The sequence below is a fragment of the Methylobacterium sp. AC690 genome, from assembly GCF_979256535.1.
Window position 1 is genome coordinate 172,736 of sequence record NZ_CEEDOX010000003.1, and the last position, 21,788, is coordinate 194,523.

The following is a 21,788-nucleotide window of genomic DNA, read 5'->3' on the forward strand; positions in this document are numbered from 1 at the left end:
CTGGCGGCGCGGGCATCACCCCGCCGCGGGAGGGGCGGGGCGCAACGGTCGCGATGGTCTAAAACGCCTCGGGGCTGAGCGCCATCGTCGTCTCGGCGCCGGCCTTGATCCGGACCAGCCGGGTCGCGGTCTCGGGCAGGAGGCGCTCCATGTAGAAGCGGCCCACCACCAGCTTGGCGGCCATCGCCTCCGACGCGGCTTCGGCCTGGCGGGCCAGGGCGGCCTTGGCGATGCGCGCCCACATGTAGCCCATGGCCACGAGGCCGAGCAGGTGCATGTAGTCGGTGGCCCCGGCGCCCGCGTTGTCGGGCTTCGTGAAGGCGTTCTGCATGAACCACATGGTGGCGCCCTGCAGGTCGTTCAGGCCGAGCTGGAGGGGGGCGACGAAGGGCTTCATCGCCTCGTCCTCGCCGTGGTCCTTGATGAAGGTCTGCACCTCGCCGAGGAAGCTCATCATCGCCCGGCCGCCATCCTTGGGCAGCTTGCGCCCGATCAGGTCCATGGCCTGGATGCCGTTGGCGCCCTCGTAGATCATCGCGATGCGGGCATCGCGCACGAACTGCGACATGCCCCATTCCTCGATGTAGCCGTGGCCGCCGAACATCTGCTGGGCCTCGACCGCGTTGGCGAAGCCCCGGTCGGTCAGCACGCCCTTCACCACCGGGGTCATCAGGCCCATGTGGTCCTCGGCACTCTGCCGTTCGCTCGCATCGTCGGAGCGGTGGCCGATATCGGCCTGGAGGGCGGTCCAGAGCACGAGGGCGCGGGCGGCCTCGTTGAAGGCGCGGATGCCCATCAGGGTCCGGCGCACGTCGGGATGGACGATGATCGGGTCCGCGGCCTTCTCGGGCGCCTGGGCGCCGGTGAGGGCGCGGCCCTGGAGCCGGTCCTTCGTGTAGGCGACGGCGTTCTGATAGGCGACCTCGGATTGTCCGAGACCCTGGACGCCGACCGCGAGCCGGGCCTCGTTCATCATCACGAACATCGCGTTGAGGCCGCGATTCTCCTGGCCGACGAGCCAGCCCTGGGCCCCGTCGTAGTTCATGACGCAGGTCGAATTGCCGTGGATGCCCATCTTGTGCTCGAGGGAGCCGCAGGAGACGGGGTTGCGCGCGCCGAGCGAGCCGTCGCCATTCACGAGGAACTTCGGCACCACGAAGAGCGAGATGCCCTTGGTGCCGGCCGGCGCACCCTCGATGCGGGCGATGACGAGGTGGATGATGTTCTCGGCGAGGTCGTGCTCGCCGGCCGAGATGAAGATCTTGGTGCCGGTCAGGCTGTAGGAGCCGTCGCCGTTGGGCACCGCCTTGGTCTTGAGGAGGCCGAGATCCGTGCCGCAATGGGGCTCGGTCAGGTTCATGGTGCCGGTCCAGGCGCCTTCCACCATCTTCGGCAGGTAGAGCGCCTTCTGCGCCTCGGAGCCGTGCACCAGGAGGGCCGCCATCGCGCCCTGGGTCAGGCCGGGATACATGCCGAGCGCGAGGTTGGCCCCGGAGGCGAATTCCTGGATCGCGGTGTTGAGGGTGTGCGGCAGGGCCTGCCCGCCATATTCCTCCGGCATCGACAGGCCCATCCAGCCGCCGCCCGCATAGGCGTCGTAGGCGGCCTTGAAGCCCTTCGGGGTCGTGACACTGCCGTCGGGGTGGCGGGTGCAGCCCTCGCGGTCGCCGATGGCATTGAGCGGCGCGAGCACCGTCTCGGCGAGCTTGGCACCCTCGTTGAGCACCGCCTCCATCACGTCGGGGGCGGCGTCCGAGAAGCCGCGCAGGTTGTCGTAGCGGTGGAACCCGAGCACGTCGTTCAGCAGGAACAGGACGTCCTCGACCGGTGCCTTGTAGCTTGGCATCGCGCATCATCTCCCGGAAACGGCTGCGTTCCTGGACGGTCTTCCGGCCGCCGGCGCACCTGATGGTTCACATATAAACTATTTTGCGGCGGGCGAAAGGGGGTCCCGCGGGGTGCGGGGAGACTCGGTCATTTGCCACCAATCGGCCAAGCCTTAACCGACTGTTTACCAAGACTACCAAATGTCGGGGAGGACGGATCTGCCGTTAACCCCTCCCTCGCTTTCGCGTGGCCGGGGAGCGCTCGCGGATCGAACCATGGACTTCGCCGGGTCAGGTTTGACGATGACACGCAACGCGACGCTCGACCTCGAAGGCTTCGATCCCGACGTTCTCGAAGCGGCGCGGGATGTCGCCCGCCGCGCCGGGATCCCGGTCGAGACCTGGATCGCCTCCATCGTCGATCCTCAGACGCTCGCGGACAAGCCTGCCCCCGAATCACGCGGCGTGCAGCCGGCGCCGGTCGCAGCGACCGGGACGCCCGCGGGCGCCGCCGCACCGGCACCGGTCGAAGGGCGTCCTTCGGCGAGCGCCGGGCCCACCGGGCCGACCGGCAAGAACGCGGCCCTCACCGAGATGATGCGTCGCCTGGACGGCATCGACCAGCGCATCGGCGCGGAGGCGCCTGCCTTGCCCGCGCCTGCCTCGTCCGGGCCCGTGCCGTCGGCGCCCTTCGCCCCGCAGGCCGAGCCCGCCAGCCCGCCACCCTCCGAGATGGCGCAGCGCCTCGCGGACATCGAGCGTCGGATGACGGAGATCGGCGAGCAACTGGCCGCGCCCCGTCCCCTGGGCCGCCGCGGCCGGCCGGTCGTCACCGAGATCCGCGACGCGGTCACGGAGATCCGCCAGCGCCAACGCGAGCTGGCCGGCGCTCCCGCTGCGCCCGTGCAGGCCACCGCCCCGGTCCTCGACGCCGCCCCGGTCCTAAACGCCGCCCCGGCCCCGAGCGCGGACCCGGTCCTGGCCGCCCCCGTCATCGCCGAGCTCCAGAGCGAGACGGTCCGGCTGCGCGAATCGATCGGCAGCCTCGCCAGCGGCCGCGACGTCGGCGCGCTGGAGAAGGCGATGCAGACCCTCGCGGACGGTGTCGAGAAGGCGAGGGCGCCCGGCGACCTCGCCGCGATCGCGGCCCCCATCGAGGCGATCCGCGCGCAGGTCGAGCGCCTGGCCGAGGACGTCGCCGACAACGTTCACGCCCGCGTCGCCGCCGATGTCGAGCGCCTCGCCGCCAAGATGAACGGGACGCTCCAGGGCGCGTCCACCGGCATCGCCGATCAGGATGTGGTGGCCGGGCTGTTCCGGGAGCTCGACGAGATCCGCCGCCTGATCGGCGCTCTCGCCGGGCCCGAGCGGATCCAGAGCCTCGCCAACGGCCTCCAGGCCATCAGCACCCAGATTTCGCAGCTCCAGGCCGGCATGCCCGGGGAAACCGCCAGCATGGCGGAGCTCCGCCCCCTGCTGGAGGAGATCCGGATCGGCCTGCGCTCCAGCGCGGATGCCGGTATCGGCGAGCAGATCCAGGAGATGGGCGCCAAGCTCGATGCCCTGCGCGGCGCCGGGCCGATGGCCGCCCACCAGGATTCGGACGTCATCCTGCACCGGATCGATGCCCTGTCGGAGAAGGTCGACCGGGTCAGCATCAATCCCGTCGGCGACCTGATCGGACGCCTCGAAGACATCGGCGCGACCCTGCGCCGGCCGGCCTTGCCCGACGAGAACCTCGCCTCGATCCACGGCATGCTGCACGAGCTGACCGTCAAGCTCGATCGCATCGGCACGGGCGAAGGCCCGCGCGACGAGGGCCTCGACGCCCTGGAGCAGCAGGTCCTGGCGCTGGCCGAGCGCATCGACACCCGCGACGCCGATCCGGCCCTGGCCGGACTCGAGCGCACCATGACCGACCTCCTCGACCAGGTCTCGGCCCTGCGGGCCGAGGCGCCGATGGAGGCGGCCGTCGAGCGCGCCGCCCGCAACGCGGTCGCGGAGACCATGGGGGCGGCCGCGGAGACCGGCGAAGTCGCCCTGCTGCGGGCCAGCCTCGCGGATCTGCGCGCGCACCAGGTCGCCTCCGAGCAGCGGATGCAATCGACGCTGACCGGGGTCTACGCCGCCCTGGAGCGCCTGGTCGGCCGGATCGGCACCCCGGACACCGACGCCGCCCTCCTGGGCAGCGCCCGCAGCCCGCGCGACATGTCCGCGAAGGATATCCTGGCCCGGGAGATGCTGGCGCGGGATCTGGCGTCGCGGGACATGACCAAGGAGTCCGTCCGTGAGCCGGGGGCCGAGCAGGCCGCCGGTGGTGCCCCGTCGCGCCGGCCCGACGCCGTCCGGATCGAACGCCCCCTGGTCTCGGGCCCCGATCTTCCGCTGGAGCCGGGCGCCGGACGCCCGAGCCGCGAGCGCCCGGCGAGCCGGATCGAGCCGAGCGAGGCCGCGGGTGCGGCCGACAGCGACATCAAGACCAGCTTCATCGCCGCCGCCCGCCGTGCCGCGCAGGCCGCCCAGGCGGAGGCTGCCGGGCAGGCCGAGGCACAGGATGGCGACGGAGCCCGCAACGGGTCCGACGGCGCCCGCCGCGACGGTCGCCTCGCCCGCTTCCGCGAGGGCGTCGACCGCCGCCGCAAGCCGCTCCTCCTCGGCCTCGCCGCGGTGGTGCTCCTGCTCGGCGCCCTCCAGGCCGTGACGGCCCGCCGGACCCCGGACATCGCCGCATCGGGGACCGAGCCGGTCGCCTCGCTCGCGGCGCCCGCCGGGGCCGCAACGCCGGAGGCCGGCCTCACGGCCGAGGCGTCCGCCAAGCAGCAGGATTCGAAGGCCCCGGATTCGAAGGCTCAGGACGCGAAAGCGCAGGATGCGAAGGGCGGGACGCCCACGGTGTCCGATCCGCAGACGACACAGAGTCTCGCCGAGAGCGCGCCCGCCAAGGGCACGGCGCCCGCCGTGGCTGCCCGGTCCCCGGTGCCGCACGTGGCGACGATGGCCGGCCTCACCGCGGACCTCGCGGCCGTGCCGCCGAACCTGGTGAAGCTGCGCCAGGCCGCCCTCGCCGGCGACGGCGCCGCCGCCTACGACCTCGGCATGCGGGCGGCCGAAGGCCGCGGCATGACGCGCGACCCGGCCCTCGCCGTGAAGGTGTTCGAGCAGATCGCGGCCAGCGGCTTCGCGCCGGCGCAGTACAAGCTCGGAAGCCTGTACGAGAAGGGCGTTGGCGTGACCCGCGACCTGGCGCAGGCGAAACTCTGGTACGGCCGTGCTGCCGAACTCGGCAATGCCCGCGCGATGCACAACCTCGCGGTGATCTACGCCGAGAACCCGGCGGCCGGCGGCAAGCCCGACTTCGCCACCGCCTCCCTCTGGTTCAAGCGCGCGGCCGAATTCGGCGTGCGTGACAGCCAGTACAACCTCGCGGTGCTCTACGCCCGGGGAATGGGCGTGCAGCAGGATCTCGGACAGTCCCTCCTGTGGTTCTCGGCCGCCGCCGCGCAGGGCGACGAGGACGCCGCCAAGAAGCGCGACGACGTGGCCTCGAAGCTCGACGCGAAGGCCCTGAGCGCCGCGCGGGCCCAGGTGACGGCCTTCAAGCCCAAGGTCCCGGAGCCGGCGGCCAACGAGATTCCGGCCCCGTTGCCCACCGAGAACACGATGAGCCTCCTCGGTGCGGCGCCGCCCTCCGGCAACGTTCCGCCGGCCCGGCGGATCTGAACGGCAGCGCGGGGCACGGGGGATGCGGGCTTCTGACGCCGTTCCGCTGTGCGCCGAACCTCGGTTCCCGGCGTTGTCGAAGCGGTGATCCCCGGACCATAGTGGCCGGGTGACCCATTCCGAAGCGCAGGTTGCCGCCGTCAGGCGGTCCGGACAAGCGGAGAGCCGATGGCGCGCGTGACGACGGTTCCACCGGCCGCCCTGATCCTGGGGATCGCCGGGCTGATTCCGTTCCTGGGCTTCGCCCTGCTCGCCTATAGCGGAACCGATGGCGGCCTCGGCACCATCGGCCTCAGTCCCCGCCTGATGCTCTCGACTTACGGTGCCGTGATCGCGTCGTTCCTGGGCGGCATCCGCTGGGGCGCGGCAGCCGCGCGCAACTCGGGCGGCGCGGATTACGCCATCGCGATCCTGCCGTCGCTGATCGCCTGGGCGGCCCTCGCCGCGCCGATGCCCTGGGACCTGCGCATCCTCGGCATTCTCGTGCTCGCCTGGGGCCTCGTCGACCAGGACCTGCCGCGCCGCGGCCTCGTCCCGCTCTGGCTCGGCCGTCTGCGCCTAGCCCTGTCGGGCGTCGCCGGGGCCTCGCTGCTCATCGCGGCCTGAGCCCCGGTCCCTGAGACCCGCGCGCCTCAGTCCTTGCTCAGCATCGCCTTGCCGATGGCGAAGACCCGGCCGTCACCGAGGAGGTGCGCCGTGAAGCCGGCCGGAAACAGCGGCTCGAAGGCGGCGTTGCGGACGTTGAGGCCGCCCGCATAGGCACCGAAGGCGGGCATGATCAGGCGGCGCCCGTCGGTGACGAAGCAGCGTCGGCGCACGGCACGCCCGCGCATCGCGACCTTGCCGCAGGGATGCAGGTGGCCCGAGACCTCGCCCTCCGGGGCATCGACGGTCGGCTCGTGCCGCAGGGTCAGGGCGCCCACCGTCAGCGTCTCGGCGTAGCGGCCGCCGACGCCCTCGCTGACCGCATGGTCGTGGTTGCCGGCGATCCAGACCCAGTCGCGGCCCTCCTGAAGGGCCGCCACCATGGCGCGGTCGCCCGGCTCCATGCGCTCCGGCCCCCGGGAATCGTGGAAGGAATCGCCCAGCGCGACGACGCAGGCCGGGTCGAGGCGCACGATCACCTCGTGCAGGCAGGCCAGGGTCTCGCGGGTGTCGTAGGGCGGCAGGAACTGCCCGGACCGGGCGGCGAAGGCCGAGCCCTTCTCCAGGTGGAGGTCGGACACCACCAGGGTGCGGTGCTGCGCGAGCCAGAGGCCGCCACAGAGGTCGAGGGCGAGGGCTTCGCCGGCGAGGGTCAGGCCGGGGGCCCGGATGGTCTTCTCAAGTCTCTGGCCGAGCGCCAAAACCGCATCCTCTGCGTTCGGGGCAGGGCGTTTCACCACGCGTTCAGGCCAGCGCTTCTTCGAGCAGCTGCGCCTCGGCTTCCGCCAGAATCTCGTCGGCGCCCTCGCCGTAGACCCGTTCACGCCCGATCTCGAGCATGACGGAGACGGAGAGCGGCGAGACGCGATCGAGCGCCTTGTGGATGATTCGCCCCTGGATGCGCCTCAACATCATACCGAGGCGCTTCACGTCGAGGAGTCCGGTTGCCGCATCCTGCCGCGCCGCCCTGAGCAGCAGGTGGTCCGGCTGGTGCTTGCGCAGCACGTCGTAGACCAGATCGGTGGAGATGGTGACCTGCCGGCCGGTCTTGGCCTGGCCCGGATAACGCCGCTCGATCAGCCCGGCGATCACGGCGCATTGCCGGAAGGTGCGCTTCATCATGGCGGATTCATCGAGCCAGGCCTCGAGGTCGTCCCCGAGCATGTCCTCGGCGAACAGGGTTTCGAGGAAGTCCGGCTCCCGACCGATCTGTTCGCCGACATCGCGGTTGAGCCAGATGGCGATGCCGTAATCGTTGGCGGCAAAGCCCAGGGGCCGCATCCGCGCCCGTTCCAGCCGGCGGGTGAGCAGCATGCCGAGGGTCTGGTGCGCCAGTCGCCCCTCGAAGGGGAAGGCGGTGAGGTAGTAGCGCCCGGCACGGGGGAAGGTCTCCACCAGCAATCCCGTGGGACCGGGCAGGACCGAGCGGGTCCGCTGCTGCAGGAGGTAGTCCGAGACCTGGCGGGGCAGCCGGTCCCACTCGAACGGGTCGGCGATCAGGGCGCGGACCCGGGCGGCCAGGAAGGTCGAGATCGGGAACTTCGCACCCGCGTAGGACGGGATCGCCGGGTCGGTGCCCGGCCCCGCACGGGTCGCCAGGGCCTCGTCCTCCGACAAGCCCTCGAAGCGCAGGACCTCGCCGGCGAACAGGAAGGTGTCGCCCCGGGTCAGGGTGTCGGCGAAATCCTCCTCGATCTCGCCCAGCACCCGGCCGCCCTTGGGCAGGATCGCGCCCGGCTTGCCGCGCACGCCGCGGGCGAGCCTGACCTTCACCTTGGCGGATTCGACGATGGTGCCGACGTTCATCCGGTATTGCTGGGCGATGCGGGCATCGCGCACCCGCCAGAGGCCATCCGGCCCGCGCAGGATCTTTGCGAAGCGCTCGTAGGCCCGCAGGGCGTAGCCGCCGGTGGCGACGTAATCGACCACCGCCTCGAAATCCTCCCAGGATAGGGTGGCGTAGGGGGCGGCCGAGACGATCTCCTCGTAGAGCTGCACCGCGTCGAAGGCGTCGGCGCAGGCCATGCCGAGGACGTGCTGGGCCAGGACGTCGGGGGCGCCGAGGCGGGCGTCGGGCGTGTCCTGTGCGGCGGCCTCCACGGCGTCGAGGGCCGCTTGGCACTCGAGCATCTCGAACCGGTTGGCCGGCACGAGATAGGCCTTCGACGGCTCGTCCATGCGGTGGTTGGCGCGCCCGATGCGCTGCATGATCCGACTCGCCCCCTTGGGAGCGCCGATATTGACCACGAGGTCGACGTCGCCCCAGTCGATGCCGAGGTCGAGGGTGGCGGTGCAGACGATCGCCCGAAGCTGGCCCGCCGCCATGGCGGCCTCGACCCGTCGGCGCTGGGTGGCGTCGAGGGAGCCGTGATGCAGGGCGATGGGATAGTTGGCGTCGTTGATGCGCCAGAGTTCCTGAAAGGTGTACTCGGCCTGGAGCCGGGTGTTCACGAACACCAGCACGGTGCGGTGCTGCCCGATCAGGTCGTAGATCGCCGGCATCGCCTGCCAGGCGGTATGGCCGGCCAGCGGCAGGGTGAGGCCGGTCTCCAGCATGTGGAGGTCCGGCGCGGCGCCGCCCTTCACCACCACGAGCTCGGCCATGGCCGGGCCGCCCTCCGCCTCTTCGGGGGACGAGGGGATGTGCTGCGGGAGCAGGTACCGCCGCAGCTCGTCCGGCTCGCGCACGGTGGCGGAGAGGCCGATCGCCGTGAGCCCGGGACTGAGGCGGTGCAGGCGCGCGAGCGCGAGGGACAGCAGGTCGCCGCGCTTCGAGGTGACGAGGGCGTGCAGCTCGTCGAGGACGACGCAGGACAGGCCGGCGAACAGGTCCGCCGCCTCCCGGTGGGCGATGAGCAGGGCGAGCTGCTCCGGCGTGGTCAGCAGGATGTCGGGCGGTCGCGCGATCTGCCGGGTGCGCTTGTGCGAGGGCGTGTCGCCGGTGCGGGTCTCGACCCGGACGGCCAGGCCCATCTCGGCGATGGGTGCCTCGAGGTTGCGGGCGATGTCGACGGCCAGGGCCTTGAGGGGCGAGACGTAGAGCGTGTGCAGGCCCCGCGGCTTGGCCGAGGCCGGCCGCGCCGCCAGGGCCGTCAGGCTCGGCAGGAAGCCCGCCAGGGTCTTGCCCGCGCCCGTCGGTGCCACGAGGAGGGCCGAGCGGCCGCGGCCGACGATGTCGAGGAGGTCGAGCTGGTGGGGCCGGGGCGCCCAGCCCCGCGCGGCGAACCACGCGGCGAAGCGCTCCGGCAGCGGGGATGCGGCCGCGCGCTTGCTCAGGCCAGGGCCATCAGGAAGCGGTCGATCAGCTCCAGCGCCCGCTCGGTCATCGCCCCAGGATAGCGCACGAAGATGTGGCAGCCGCCCGGATAGATCGCCGTGTGCCCGCCATTGCCGGCGGCCGCCCAGCGGGCCGACATGTAGAGTGTATCGTCGAGGAGCGGATCGTGGGTGCCCACGGTGAACAGCGCCGGCGGCAGGCCCTTCAGGTCGGCATAGACCGGGGAGACGTCGGGCCGGCGGCGGTCGATGCCCTCGCGAACGTAGACGTTGGCGAAGTTGGTCAGGTCCTGGGTGTTCACCACCAGGCGCTCCTCGCCCCAGTTGCGCACGCTCGGGGTCAGGCCGAGATCGAAGAAACCGGCATTCAGGTTGGCACCCCGGAAGGCGCGGGGCAGGCCGTGCCGGTCGCGCAGCCGCAGGAGCACCATCACGGCGAGCTGCGCCCCGGCGGATTCGCCCCCGATGGTGAGGGCGGAGATGCCGAACTCGGCGCGGCCGGGACCGGCGAGCCAGAGGGCGGCGGCCTCGCAATCCTCGAGGGCCGCCGGGTAGGGATGCTCGGGCGCGAGGCGATATTCCACCGACAGGCAGACGAAGCCGCAGATGTCGGCGATGCGCTCCAGCCAGGGGTCCTGCTCGTCGGCCGAGCCCCAGACCCAGCCACCGCGATGGATGTGCAGGTAGGCGCCGCGCAGCTTCGTCCATTTGCGGGCATCGGGGCGGATGACGCGCAGCTGCAGGGGGCCGGCGGGCCCGTCGATGGTCAGGATCTCGGCCCGGGCGCTGCGCGGCATGGCCGGCGAGGCCTGCGTGCCCTGGCGCCGGCGGGCCCGGACCTCGGTCATGGGGATCGCCCACGGATCGGTCAGCGCGGCATGCGCGGCCACGATCTCGGCGTTCAGGCGCTGGGTCTCGGGATCGATCATCGCCGGATCGAACAGGGCGTGGTCGATCATGGAGCGGTTCGTTTCATGGACGGGTCAGTCTGCGGGGCGAGAAGCGGTCGGGGACGACGCAGATCGCATCCTAAGATGGGACCGTGCACGCGACGGTGCCATCCGTCCTCCCTGCGAAAACGCGTTACGCTCTCGCATGTGTCGTGTTTCGTGCAAACTGTGTCGCCCGCGTCACGGTTCCGCCGGGTTCCCCGGGTTGAGAGGCGGCACCGCACGGCCCCAGGGCACGGCCCCAAGGCACGGCACCGAGAATCCGCGTCAAGAATCCGCGGCAAGAATCGGCCGCAAGTATCTGCCGGACGCACGGCCAGGATGACGGCCAAGGGATAGGACCCGATGACGCTCGACCACGATCCGCGCCGCCCGCCGCCCTACGGAGGCCAGCCCTATGCCGGCACGCCGTTCCCGGAGCAGGGCCGGCGCTCGGCCCTGCGGCGCTTCCTCGGCGGCTCGCCCGCCGCCGTCTTCATGAAGCTGCTGTTCCTGTCGGTGCTGGTGGGCGCCGTGATGGCGACCCTGGGCGTCACCCCCGGCCTGCTGTTCTGGCACGCCTACGACGCGGTCCGGACCCTGATCGACCTCGGCCTCGCCACCTTCCACGATTTCGGCCGCTGGATCCTTGCCGGTGCGGTCGTGGTGGTGCCGCTCTGGCTCCTGTCGCGCTTCTTCGCGGTGTCGAAGTAGCGCTTTCACGCCTCACCCGCGATTGCGCGTCACCCACGAGAAAGGGGCCGGTGTTTCCACCGGCCCCTCAAGAAGTGTCAGGACGCGTACGGCGCGTTCAGCGCTGGACGATGACCTTCGCGCCGACCTTGGCGCGGGTGTAGAGATCGGCCACGTCGTCGTTGGTCATGCGGATGCAGCCCGAGGACACGGCGGTGCCGATCGTCTCCGGCTCGTTCGAGCCGTGGATGCGGTAGATCGAGTTGCCGAGGTACATGGCGCGGGCGCCGAGCGGGTTCTCGATCCCGCCCTTCATGAAGCGCGGCAGGTCGGGACGGCGGCGCAGCATCTCGGCCGGGGGACGCCAATCGGGCCACTCGCGCTTCATGGTGATGGTCTGCACGCCACCCCAGGTGAAGCCCGGGCGGCCGACGCCGACGCCGTAGCGCAGGGCCTTGCCGTCGCCCAGCACGTAGTAGAGGCGCCGTTCGCCGGTGGAGACCACGATGGTGCCCGGGGCGTAGCTGCCGGCGTAGGCGACTTCCTCGCGCTGGATCGCCGACATCTGCGGCACGGCCGAGGACGGGGCCATCGGGTCGACGGCCGGCAGGGAGGCGTTGGCGGTCGGGAGCGCGACGGGCTCGTTCTGCGGCCGCACCCGGATCACCAGGGCGTTATCCAGCGGCTGACGGGTGAGCGGGTCGATCTCGTAGGCGGCGGCGGGCGACGCCCACGCGCCCAGCGCGCAGACGAGCCCGGTCAGGGCGGGGGCGAAACGGCGCATCGGAGCCTCTCAAAGGCGAACGTATTCTGTGGAAACGGCTTGGAAAACTTGACGCACGTTACGGTGCGAAGTGTGCCCAAGACGTAAACGCTCACGCTTCAAAGCCAAGCCGAATTCGCACCGCAGCGACGCTTGCCGCGGCGTCGTGATTTCATGGCAACACCGTGGCACCTTGGCCGTGGGGCGCCCCTCAGACCGCGTCGAGGCCGAGGTCGATGATCGGCGCGCTGTGGGTGATCCAGCCGCACGAGATCAGGTCGACGCCGGAGGCTGCCACGGCGCCCACGGTGTCGCGGTTGATCCGGCCCGAGGCCTCCGCGATGGCCCGGCCGTCGATCATCGCCACGGCCTCGGCGAGCTGCTGCGGGGACATGTTGTCGAGGAGCACCGCGTCGGCATTCACCGAGAGCGCCTGCTCCAGCTGCGCCAGGGTGTCGACCTCCACCTCGATCTTCACGAGGTGGCCGGCATAGGCCCGGGCGCGCGTGATCGCCGGCACGATGCCGCCGGCCACGGCGACGTGGTTGTCCTTGATCAGCACGGCGTCGTCGAGGCCGTAGCGGTGGTTCGAGCCGCCCCCGGCGCGCACCGCGTGCTTCTCCAGGGCGCGCAGGCCCGGGGTGGTCTTGCGGGTGCAGACGATGCGGGCCTTGCCGTGGGGCCGGGCTGCCTCGACGAGGGAGGCGGTCGCGGTGGCGACGCCGGACATGCGGCACAGGAGATTGAGGGCGACGCGCTCGGCGGTGAGGATGGCCCGGGCCGGCCCGGCGAGGCGGATCACCACGTCGCCCGGCTTCACCCGGGTGCCGTCGCCGCGCTCCACCGTCACGGCGACGCTCGGGTCGATCAGCCCGAAGGCGATCACCGCCGTGTCGACGCCGGAGATCACCCCGTCCTGGCGGGCGGCGATGACGCCGTCCAGGCGGGCGCTGGCCGGCACGATGGCGTCGGTCGTGATGTCGCCGGCCCGGCCGAGATCTTCCAGCAGCGCCGCGCGGACGATGGGCTCCACCGTCAGGCGGGGCAGGGGAGGCAGCTCTGAGGGGTCGGACATGGTCCAGCTTCCGGTACGGAGGACGCGGGGCCGGCCGCGGTGATGAAGCCGGTCCGGATTCGCAGGGCTCAGGCGGCGACGACGGCCCGGCCGGGCTCGACCGCCTCGGCCATCGCCCAGAGGTCGGACAGCGCCAGCTCGGTATGCACCGGCGCCTCCTGGGCGGGATGATCGCTGCGCCAATGCGCGCCGCGGCTCTCCCGCCGCGACAGGGCCGAGGCCGCGATCAAGAGGCTCGTCAGGGCGGCGTCGCAGCCGGCCCGCGCCGCCGGGGCGAGGTGACGGACGGCGTCCGCCAGGCCGTCGGCCTCGCGCACCACGCCCACCTGCCGCTCCATCACGGCGCGCAGGACCTCGTAATCCCCCTCGCTCCGGGGCGCCGCGGCCTCGGCGCGGGCCTGGCCCGGGGCCGGCACCGCGGCGGCGGCCTCGGCGATCGCCGGCGCGAAGGCCATCGCTTCGAGCAGCGAGTTGCTGGCGAGCCGGTTGGCGCCGTGCAGCCCGGTCGAGGCGACCTCGCCGCAGGCGAACAGGCCCGGCACCGTGCTCGCACCGGTCGCGTCCACCTTCACGCCGCCCATGTGGTAATGCGCGGCGGGCCGGACCGGGATCGCCGCGACGCGCGGATCGATGCCGGCCGCGGCGCAGAGGCCGGCGACGGTGGGAAACCGCGTGGCCATGCGGACACCGAGATCGCCCCGGCAATCGAGGAAGACCTGCGCGCCGCGCGCCTGCGCCTGGAAGATGCCCCGCGCCACCACGTCCCGCGGGGCGAGATCGCCGCCGGCGATGCCGGCCATGACGGGCGCGCCGGTCTCGTCGATCAGCCGCGCGCCCTCGCCGCGCAGGGCTTCGGTGGCCAGCGGCATCGGGTCCGCGCCGGTGGCGATGGCGGTGGGGTGAAACTGCACGAACTCCATGTCGCGCAGCACGGCGCCGGCCCGGGCCGCCAGGGCGAGGCCCTGCCCGGTGGCGCCCCGCGGGTTGGTGGTCGAGGCATAGAGCGCTCCGACCCCGCCGGTGGCCAGGACGACGGCCCGGCCGGGCAGGGGGAAGCGGAGGCCGTCGCGCTCGCAGACCACGCCGGCTACGGCACCGCGGGCATCCCGCATCAGGTCGCGGGCCGAGGCTACGAGGATCGTGACGGAGGGCGTGCGCGCGACCACCCGGACCAGGGTTTCGAGCACCATCCGACCGGTGGAATCCCCGCCGGCCCGGACGATGCGGCGGCGCGAGTGGGCCGCCTCGAGGCCGAGGGCGAGCGCGCCGGCGGCGTCCCGGTCGAAGGGGGCCGCGAGGCCGACGAGCCAGTCGATCAGGCCGGGGCCGGCTGCGGCGACGCGCAGGGCGACGTCGGCCTCGGTCAGTCCGGCGCCCGCCGCCACGGTGTCGGCGGCGTGCAGGGCCGGGGCGTCGTCGCTGCCCATGGCGGCGGCGATGCCGCCCTGCGCCCAGCCGGTGGCGGTGCCGAACCCCAGGGGCGCGGCGGTGACCAGGGTGACGGGGCGCGGCGCCAGGCGCAGGGCCGTGGCGAGGCCGGCGATGCCGGCACCGATGACGATGATCCGGTCCGAACCCGGAGGCGCGAAGGAGAAGGGCGCGTGCGCGTTCATCGCGTCCGCACCGCGAGCATGCGCTCCACCGCCATCCGGGCGCGCTCGGCGAGTTCGGGCTCCACGGTGACCTCCTGGGTCATGGTCTCCAGGGCGTGGCGGATGTTCTTCAGGCTCATGCGCTTCATGTGCGGGCACAGGTTGCAGGGCTTGATGAACTCGATGTCCGGATTGGCCGCCGCGATGTTGTCGCCCATGGAGCACTCGGTCACGAGCACCACCTGCTTGGGCCGCTTTTCCAGGACGAAGTTCATCATCATCGCGGTCGAGCCCGAGAAATCGGCCTCGGCGACGACCTCCGGCGGGCATTCCGGGTGAGTGATGACGGTGACGCCCGGATAGCTCTCGCGCACCTCGCGGATGTCGGCGGGCGTGAACTGCTCGTGCACCTCGCAGTGACCCGCCCAGGTCAGGATCTCCACCTCCGGCACCATCGCCTGGACGTTCTGGGCGAGGAACTCGTCCGGGATCATCAGCACGCGCGGCGCATTCAGCGAGCGCACCACCTCGACGGCGTTGCCGGAGGTGCAGCACAGGTCGGATTCCGCCTTCACCGCCGCCGAGGTGTTGACGTAGGTGACGATCGGAACGCCGGGGTACTTCGCCCGCAGGCCGCGCACGTCCGCCGCCGTGATCGAATCGGCGAGGGAACAGCCGGCGCGACTGTCGGGGATCAGCACCGTCTTGCCCGGGTTCAGGAGCTTGGCGGTCTCGGCCATGAAGTGGACGCCCGCGAGCACGATGACGTCCGCATCCACCGTCACGGCCTCGCGGGCCAGCGCCAGGCTGTCCCCGACGATGTCCGCCACCGTGTGGAAGATCTCCGGCGCCTGGTAGTTGTGCGCCAGGATGACGGCGTTGCGCGTCTTCTTCAGCGCGAGGATCGCGGCGACGTCCCCGGCCAGGGCCGGCCACTCGATCGCCGGCACGTGACGGCTGACGCGCGCGTAGATCTCGGGCAGGGGAAAGCCCGCGGGAAACTCCTGGCCCGCGTGAAGACCCTGGCCTGCGGGAAGGCCTTGGCTTGCAGGAAGACCTCGAGAAGCCGGGCCGATCGGGAGACTGGTCGCCGCCATTGACGCGTCCTCACTTATGCTCAAATTGAGCATTGTGCCGACTAACGTAGGCGGCCCCGATCGCCTTGTCCAGATATGCAGGGTTTGAGCATAACGTTTTTGCGATGCGAAAATGACGCTGCACCGCGAATGTCATCGGGGTTCGTCGCGGGGTGTTCGCCGGATCAGGCAGGCCGGCGGGCCGGGCGCAGGCGGAAGCCCGGAGCCGGGCGCTCCAGCAGAACCTCCCGGCGGAAGCGCACGAGGCGGGCCGGCCGGCCGGTGGCGCCGCTGGTGACGTCGTCGGTTTCCTCCACCAGGCCTTGCTGCGCCACGAGGCGGCGGAAGTTCTGCTTGTGGAGGTTGGTGCCCGACAGGGCCTCCACCGTGCGCTGGAGCTGAAACAGCGTGAAGGTCGGGGGCATCAGCTCGAACACCACCGGGCGGTACTTGATCTTGCCCCGCAGGCGGCCGATGGCCGTGGCGAGCACGCGGCGATGATCGAGGGCCATGGGCTGGCCCGTGATCGCGACATCCGCCTCGCGGACCTCGCCGGACTGGCCCTGCGCCTCCGGGATCAGCCCGGCCTCGAACAGCAGCTCGTAGCGCTCCAGCACGCGCTCCTCGTTCCAGGCACCGCCGCAGAGCCCGAAGGTCAGGCCGAGGCGGTCCTCCCGCCGGCGGCGCAGCTTCGGGTCGAGGGCCTGCTCGGCCCAGGCCAGGAGCTGGGTCTCGATCTCGCCGAGCGATGCGGGCCGGCCCTCCCGCCAATCCTCCCAGGGCAGGTAGCGGTACCAGTTGCGCCAGGAGGCCTCCGCCAGTCCGCCGGGGCGCACCTCGCGCACCAGGGCGAGGTAAGCCACCGACAGGGAATGCAGGCCGCCGGCATCGTCGCCCTGCCGGTCGCGGTCGCCGAAGGTGTAGAGCTGCTCGACATAGCCCAGGCGCTGGTGTGTCTGGCGCTCGACCCAGGCGCGCAGGCCGCGCTCCAGGGTCGGGTGCTCCGGCACCAGGGGGCCCGCCGGGAGCCCGTCCGAGCGGCCTCGGGCCTGACCGCCGACCTGGACCGTGAGGGCGCGCGGCTCGCCGTCGGTGGCCGCGATGATGACGGCCACGAGCCCGACGGCGGAGGGATTGGAGAGCGCGCTCTCCGAATCCCGCTGGGTCTCCTCCGCCGTGGTCACGCGCCCCGATCCCCGCCGCTATCCGTCTCGTCCGCTCAGCCTGTCCCTGCTCATGGCACATCGCGGCGGCGTGATGAATGTGGAAAAACCGCCGCGGCGGATTCGTCCCAAGCGCGGATCGGAGGTCGCAGGCGGGGATCGGGCCACGCCGGCATCGCGCCGGGCCGGACTCGTCCGAGTTCGGATCCGGGCGGACGTCTCAGGCCGGGCTGCGGGGCAGGGCGCGGGCGGGGTTGCCCACCACCGTGGCGCCCTCGGGAACGTCGCGGGTGACGACGCTGCCGGCGCCAATGATGGCGTGGTCGCCCACGGTGATCCCGGGGAGCAGGATCGCGCCGCCGCCGATCCAGACGTTGCGGCCGATCCGGATCGGGCGGGCGAATTCGAGGCCGGCCTCCCGCGGACCCGGTTCGCGCGGATGGTCCGGCGTGAGGATCTGGACGCCGGGTCCGATCTGCGTGCGGTCGCCGATGCTGACCGGGGCGCAATCGAGGATGACGCAGCCGAAATTCAGGAAGACGTGGGCGCCGAGGCTGATGTGCAGCCCGTAATCGCAGTGGAACGGCGGGCGGATCACCGCGCCCTCGCCGACCGCGGCGAGGCGTTCGCGCAGGAGCTCGCGGCGGATCGCGGGCGTCTCCGCCAGGGCGGCGTTGTAGCGTTGCATCCAGACCTTGCAGGCATGGCTGTCGGCGTGAAGCTCCGGGTCGTCGGGATTGTAGATCTCGCCGGCGAGCATCTTCTGCTTCTGCGTGCGGTCCATGCGCGGGGCGTGTCCCTGTCTGGGGGCGGGTTAGGCTCGGGGGTGGTACACGGAGCCGTGTCGGAACGCTCCGCCGGGGCCGGACCTTCCGATCGTGGCGGTGCAGCCCTACACTACGCGAAACCAACGACGAAACCGGGGAAACGCAGCGTGATCGGACGGGACGAAGCCATCGGTCGGGGCCGGCCGGTCGACCTGCGGCTCTACGGCCTCCTCGATACCGGCGTGTCCGGCACCGACGGCAACCGCCTCGCCGCGATGGCGGCGGAGGCCGTGCAGGGCGGATGCACGCTGCTGCAGTACCGGGAGAAATCCATCCCGGATGCCCGGGCGGCCCTGGCCCGCATCCGGGCGATCCACGCGGCGCTGGCGGGTACGGGCGTGCCGCTCCTGGTCAACGACCGGGTCGACCTCGCGCTCGCGGCCGGCGTCGAGGGCGTGCATCTCGGGCAGAGCGACCTGCACCCGGCCGAGGCCCGCCGCCTGCTCGGCCGCGAGGCGCTCATCGGCCTGACCCTGAAGACCGGGACCCAGGCCGACGAGCTCTACCGCCTGCCGGTGGATTACGCCTGCATCGGCGGCGTGTTCGCCACCACCAGCAAGGACAACCCCGACCCGCCGGTGGGCCTCGACGGCCTCGCCCGCATCGTCTTCCGGGGGCGCCTCGCCCGCGGCGCCGCCTTCCCCCTCGGGGCGATCGCCGGCATCGACGCGAGCAACGCCGCGGCGGTGATCGAGGCCGGGGCCGACGGGATCGCGGTGATCGCGTCGCTCTTCGGCGGCGAGTCCGTTGCCGGCCGCGCCCGCGACCTGCGCTTCCGGGTCGATTCGGCCCTCGCCGCGCGGGGCGTCGCGGCCTAAGCTTCAGGAACGCCAGGATTTTTTTAAGCCAGGACCCCGACACCATGACCTTCATCGCCGTCACCATCGCGGGATCCGACTCGAGCGGCGGGGCCGGCATCCAGGCCGACCTGAAGACCTTCGCGGCCCTGCGGGTCTACGGGGCCAGCGTGCTCACCGCCCTGACCGCGCAGAACACCCGCGGCGTCCAGGCCATCCACGACGTGCCGGCCGACTTCGTGGCGGCGCAGATCGACAGCGTGTTCTCGGACCTCGCCGTCGGGGCGGTGAAGGTCGGGATGCTGTCGCAGGTGGCCACCATCGAGGCGGTGGCGGCCGGCCTCGCCCGCCACGCGGGCAGGATCCCGATCGTGCTCGACCCCGTGATGGTCGCGACCTCCGGGGACCGGCTGATCTCCGAGGCCGCCGTGGAGGCCCTGCGCCGCCACCTCCTGCCGCTCGCCGACCTCGTCACCCCCAACCTGCCGGAGACCGCGACCCTGATCGGCGAACCCACCGCCGAGACCGAGAACGCCGCCGTGCCCCAGGGCCGCCGCCTCCTCGCCATCGGGGCCAGGGCCGTCCTGGTGAAGGGCGGTCACGGCGACGGCGACGAGAGCGTCGATCACCTGATGAGCGGCGACGGCACGCTCCGGCGCTTCGCCGCCCCGCGGATCCGCACCCGCAACACCCACGGCACCGGCTGCACCCTGTCCTCGGCGGTGGCGGCCGGCCTCGCCCGCGGCCTGCCGATGGTCGAGGCGGTAGCGCAGGCCAAGCGCTACGTCTCCGCCGCCATCGCGGGGGCGGACGGCGTTCCCGTCGGGCACGGCCATGGCCCGGTGCACCATTTCCATGCCCTCTGGGCCTGACCGCGCCTTGCGTCGCTCCGCCGTTTGCGTTTGAAGTAACGCACAAGCGTCCGCTTAATGGAACGGACGCGCGGATGTCGGAACCGATGGACGACCAGTTGACGACGCCCGAACGCGGGCGGCAGCGGGACATACTCACCGGGGCGCAGGTGCTCTCCGGGCAGCTCGGCAAGACGATCCAGCGCCTGCGCAAGGCCTACAACCTGTCCCTGTCGGAGCTGGCCGAGCAGTCCGGGGTGGCCAAGTCGATCATCAGCCAGATCGAGCGCAACGAGACCAACCCGACCCTGGCCACGATCTGGCGTCTGAGCCAGGCCCTCGACGTCTCGATCGAGCGCGTGCTCGCGACGAGCGACGAGGAGCCCTTCATCGAGAAGACCTCCCGCGCCGACACGCCGATCCTGGTCTCGGACGACGGCAAGATCCGCCTCGCCATCATCGGCTGGATCAAGACCGTCGAGTGGCTGCAATGGTACGACCTCACCGCCGATCCGGGCGGCGTGCTCGATTCCGACCCGCACCAGCGCGGCTCGGTGGAATCCCTGACGGTGACCTCGGGCCTGCTCGAGGTCGAGGTCGCGGGCACCGTCCAGCGCGCCCGGGCCGGCGAGACCCTGCGCTACCGCTGCGACCGCCCGCACACCGTGCGCTGCGTCGGGCCGGAGCCGGCCAAGGCCATCATGGTCGTCATCATGAAGGCGGCCGTGATGGAGTGAGGCCGGCGGGGGCGCCCGGCCCCCTCGCGCCTCAGCGGCCGGAATTCACCCAGGCCACCATCTCGCCCAGCACCCGCGCCAGCGCGGCGTCGAGGCCGACCGCGGCGGTGCCGGCATCGACCTTCGGCACCGGCACGCGGGCGGTGAAGATCCGCGCCGCGATCACCTTGCCGGTGCCCTCCGTGATGATCTTGGCCGAGATGTCGACCACGGCCTCGCCGGAGCCGGCCGCGATGTCGAAGGCCCGGATCTCGCTGATGAGCTGGTAGTCGGAGACGATCTTGTCGCCGGGGCGGCTCACCGATTTCAGGCGGCCGGAATTCTCCAGGCTCTGGATCAGCCGCGTCTGGATCAGGCGCGGCAGGCGGTCGGCCCACTGGCCGCCGCCGAGGAAGGACAGGGCCCCGCCCGGCTCGCGCACGATGATGCGGTCCGCCTCGAAGGGCTGGATGCCCACGGGCTCGGCCACGGTGAACGACCGCGCCGCACCGACCGTCCGCCCGGTGGGGGGCAGCGCCGCGAGATCGAAGGTGAGCGGCACCGCGCCGCCGCCGCAGCCGCCGAGGCCGGCGGCAAGGAGCATCGCGACGAGCGCAGGGGCCGTCTGGTGAAGTGTCATACGCATTCCGGAAACCCGTCGCCGCACTGACGCACAGCGTGGCGGTAAACTAACGCAAGTCCGGAATGTTGCCGTGCGCCGCAGCACGCTTGGCCGGAGGGCGGTCGCTTCAGCGGCCACCGTTGTATTCCGGCAACGAAGGCTTGCCGCCGAAGATGACCTGGGAGGGATCCCGCTCCAGGCTCTTCACCGTCCGGTTCAGGGTGTTGAGCGTGCGCTGGCCGTCGGTCGAGAGCGCCTCCACCTCGCGCCGCCCGGTGCCGCTCAGCCGGTTGAAGCTGGTGGCGATGTTCGAGGTGCGCTTGTCGAGGTTCTCGGAGAGGGTCCGGAAGGCCTTCCCGGCATCGCGGACGGAGATCGCCGCCTCGCGGACCTCGGTGAAGGTGCTGGTGCCGGCCGAGCCGGAGGCCGAGCCGAGGAAGCCCTCGGCCCCCTTCAGCACGGCATCGACGCGGTCGGCGGAGGCATTGAGCTTGGCGGCCAGGGAGCGCGCATCCTTGAGGGCGCCCTCGATGTCCGGGCTCCCGGCGGCGAGGGCCCCGGAGAAGCGCTCGGCATTGTCGATGACGCGGTTGAGCTTCTGCCCGTCGATCGCCTTCACCAGGCCGCTCACGGCCGGTCCGGCCTCCGCGAGGGTCTTGGAGAAGGCTTCCACGTTGGCCAGGGTCCGGGTGATCGCGCCCTCGTTGCCGGCCACCACCTTGTCGAGGCGCTGGAGCACGTCGTCGGCGCGCTGGGCGATCTGCTTGGCCGCCGCCATCATGTCCTGGATGTCGGAGCTGTCGGCGAAGATCGTCGGCATCTGGTCGCCCGAGCCCGGGGTCAGGGCCGGGGCGTCGGCATTGCCGCCCGACAGGGAGATCGTCGAGACGCCGGTGAGCATCGCCGAATCGAGGCGGGCGCGGGTATCGGCGCGCAGGGGCGTGGTGCGCTCCACCTCGACGATGGCGACGACGCGACGCGGATCCTGCGGCAGCAGGCGCACATCCATGACCTCGCCGACCTTGATGCCGTTGAAGGCCACCGTCGAGCCCTTGGCGAGCCCGCCGACGCTGCCGGAGAAGACGATGCGCACGGCCTGCCGGACCTGGCTCCGGGATCCGCCCTGGAGCCAGAAGACGAAGCCGAAGGCCGCCACCAGCACCGCGAGGGTGAAGGCGCCGATCAGCGCGTAATTCGCACGAGTCTCCATCGGATCA

At 71.9% G+C, this 21,788-nt stretch carries 18 protein-coding genes; 6 read left to right on the forward strand and 12 right to left on the reverse strand.

Features of this window, described 5'->3' with window-relative positions; genetic code table 11:
* Window positions 1-58: 58 nt before the first annotated feature.
* Window positions 59-1,846 carry an acyl-CoA dehydrogenase C-terminal domain-containing protein gene (locus AC0IY1_RS04925; RefSeq protein ID WP_471768047.1) on the reverse strand — a complete coding sequence of 596 codons (1,788 nt, stop codon included), beginning with the start codon at window positions 1,844-1,846 and terminating at the stop codon, window positions 59-61.
* A gap of 283 nt (window positions 1,847-2,129) precedes the next feature.
* On the opposite strand from AC0IY1_RS04925, the gene AC0IY1_RS04930 reads away from it, so the two are divergent.
* Together AC0IY1_RS04930 and AC0IY1_RS04935 are read left to right on the forward strand one after the other, a co-directional pair.
* The gene (locus AC0IY1_RS04930; RefSeq protein WP_471768049.1) at window positions 2,130-5,546 is read left to right on the forward strand and encodes a hypothetical protein; all 3,417 of its coding nucleotides are present in this window, start codon (window positions 2,130-2,132) and stop codon (window positions 5,544-5,546) included.
* 168 nt (window positions 5,547-5,714) lie between these two features.
* On the forward strand, window positions 5,715-6,152 hold the full coding sequence (locus tag AC0IY1_RS04935; protein WP_471768052.1) for a DUF3429 domain-containing protein: 438 nt from the start codon (window positions 5,715-5,717) through the stop codon (window positions 6,150-6,152).
* A gap of 26 nt (window positions 6,153-6,178) precedes the next feature.
* Here AC0IY1_RS04935 and pdeM read toward each other — a convergent pair whose 3' ends face one another.
* The 3 genes from pdeM to AC0IY1_RS04950 are packed head-to-tail and all read right to left on the reverse strand — an operon-like array spanning window position 6,179 to window position 10,426.
* Window positions 6,179-6,892, reverse strand: coding sequence for a ligase-associated DNA damage response endonuclease PdeM (gene pdeM / locus AC0IY1_RS04940; protein WP_055955027.1), 714 nt, complete (start codon window positions 6,890-6,892; stop codon window positions 6,179-6,181).
* Between the two features lie 43 nt (window positions 6,893-6,935).
* Window positions 6,936-9,467, reverse strand: a complete 2,532-nt coding sequence (locus AC0IY1_RS04945; RefSeq protein ID WP_471768241.1) for a ligase-associated DNA damage response DEXH box helicase — start codon at window positions 9,465-9,467, stop codon at window positions 6,936-6,938.
* A complete protein-coding gene (locus AC0IY1_RS04950; RefSeq protein WP_471768055.1) occupies window positions 9,464-10,426 on the reverse strand; it encodes an alpha/beta hydrolase in 963 nt (320 codons plus the stop codon). Before AC0IY1_RS04950 ends, AC0IY1_RS04945 begins: the two co-directional genes overlap by 4 nt.
* Before the next feature lie 336 nt (window positions 10,427-10,762).
* Here AC0IY1_RS04950 and AC0IY1_RS04955 point away from each other — a divergent pair, with 336 nt between their 5' ends.
* Window positions 10,763-11,110, forward strand: a complete 348-nt coding sequence (locus tag AC0IY1_RS04955; protein WP_055955020.1) for a DUF6460 domain-containing protein — start codon at window positions 10,763-10,765, stop codon at window positions 11,108-11,110.
* Between the two features lie 97 nt (window positions 11,111-11,207).
* On the opposite strand, the gene AC0IY1_RS04960 is transcribed toward AC0IY1_RS04955, so the two are convergent.
* The 6 genes from AC0IY1_RS04960 to AC0IY1_RS04985 form a co-directional block, all read right to left on the reverse strand.
* Window positions 11,208-11,873, reverse strand: a complete 666-nt coding sequence (locus tag AC0IY1_RS04960) for a L,D-transpeptidase (RefSeq protein WP_055955017.1) — start codon at window positions 11,871-11,873, stop codon at window positions 11,208-11,210.
* Window positions 11,874-12,063: 190 nt separating this feature from the next.
* The gene (nadC, locus tag AC0IY1_RS04965) at window positions 12,064-12,927 is read right to left on the reverse strand and encodes a carboxylating nicotinate-nucleotide diphosphorylase (RefSeq protein WP_471768058.1); all 864 of its coding nucleotides are present in this window, start codon (window positions 12,925-12,927) and stop codon (window positions 12,064-12,066) included.
* Window positions 12,928-12,995: 68 nt separating this feature from the next.
* Window positions 12,996-14,540: an L-aspartate oxidase gene (locus AC0IY1_RS04970; protein WP_471768060.1), complete on the reverse strand. Its 1,545-nt coding sequence runs from the start codon at window positions 14,538-14,540 to the stop codon at window positions 12,996-12,998.
* Window positions 14,537-15,649 carry a quinolinate synthase NadA gene (gene nadA / locus AC0IY1_RS04975; protein WP_471768062.1) on the reverse strand — a complete coding sequence of 371 codons (1,113 nt, stop codon included), beginning with the start codon at window positions 15,647-15,649 and terminating at the stop codon, window positions 14,537-14,539. The genes AC0IY1_RS04970 and nadA overlap by 4 nt, the downstream gene beginning before the upstream one ends.
* Before the next feature lie 131 nt (window positions 15,650-15,780).
* Window positions 15,781-16,779 (reverse strand): NUDIX hydrolase, encoded by a 999-nt coding sequence (locus tag AC0IY1_RS04980; RefSeq protein WP_055955009.1) that lies wholly within the window; start codon window positions 16,777-16,779, stop codon window positions 15,781-15,783.
* Between the two features lie 199 nt (window positions 16,780-16,978).
* Window positions 16,979-17,542 (reverse strand): sugar O-acetyltransferase, encoded by a 564-nt coding sequence (locus tag AC0IY1_RS04985; RefSeq protein WP_103708652.1) that lies wholly within the window; start codon window positions 17,540-17,542, stop codon window positions 16,979-16,981.
* 150 nt (window positions 17,543-17,692) lie between these two features.
* On the opposite strand from AC0IY1_RS04985, the gene thiE reads away from it, so the two are divergent.
* The 3 genes from thiE (at window position 17,693) to AC0IY1_RS05000 (ending at window position 19,970) form a co-directional block, all read left to right on the forward strand.
* A complete protein-coding gene (thiE, locus tag AC0IY1_RS04990; RefSeq protein ID WP_471768064.1) occupies window positions 17,693-18,403 on the forward strand; it encodes a thiamine phosphate synthase in 711 nt (236 codons plus the stop codon).
* A gap of 44 nt (window positions 18,404-18,447) precedes the next feature.
* A complete protein-coding gene (gene thiD, locus AC0IY1_RS04995) occupies window positions 18,448-19,254 on the forward strand; it encodes a bifunctional hydroxymethylpyrimidine kinase/phosphomethylpyrimidine kinase (protein ID WP_471768066.1) in 807 nt (268 codons plus the stop codon).
* Between the two features lie 86 nt (window positions 19,255-19,340).
* Window positions 19,341-19,970 carry a helix-turn-helix domain-containing protein gene (locus tag AC0IY1_RS05000; protein WP_471768069.1) on the forward strand — a complete coding sequence of 210 codons (630 nt, stop codon included), beginning with the start codon at window positions 19,341-19,343 and terminating at the stop codon, window positions 19,968-19,970.
* A gap of 31 nt (window positions 19,971-20,001) precedes the next feature.
* Here AC0IY1_RS05000 and AC0IY1_RS05005 read toward each other — a convergent pair whose 3' ends face one another.
* Both AC0IY1_RS05005 and AC0IY1_RS05010 read right to left on the reverse strand, forming a co-directional pair.
* Window positions 20,002-20,595, reverse strand: a complete 594-nt coding sequence (locus tag AC0IY1_RS05005; RefSeq protein ID WP_103708649.1) for an ABC-type transport auxiliary lipoprotein family protein — start codon at window positions 20,593-20,595, stop codon at window positions 20,002-20,004.
* Between the two features lie 103 nt (window positions 20,596-20,698).
* The gene (locus tag AC0IY1_RS05010; protein WP_055954995.1) at window positions 20,699-21,781 is read right to left on the reverse strand and encodes an MlaD family protein; all 1,083 of its coding nucleotides are present in this window, start codon (window positions 21,779-21,781) and stop codon (window positions 20,699-20,701) included.
* Window positions 21,782-21,788: the final 7 nt, after the last annotated feature.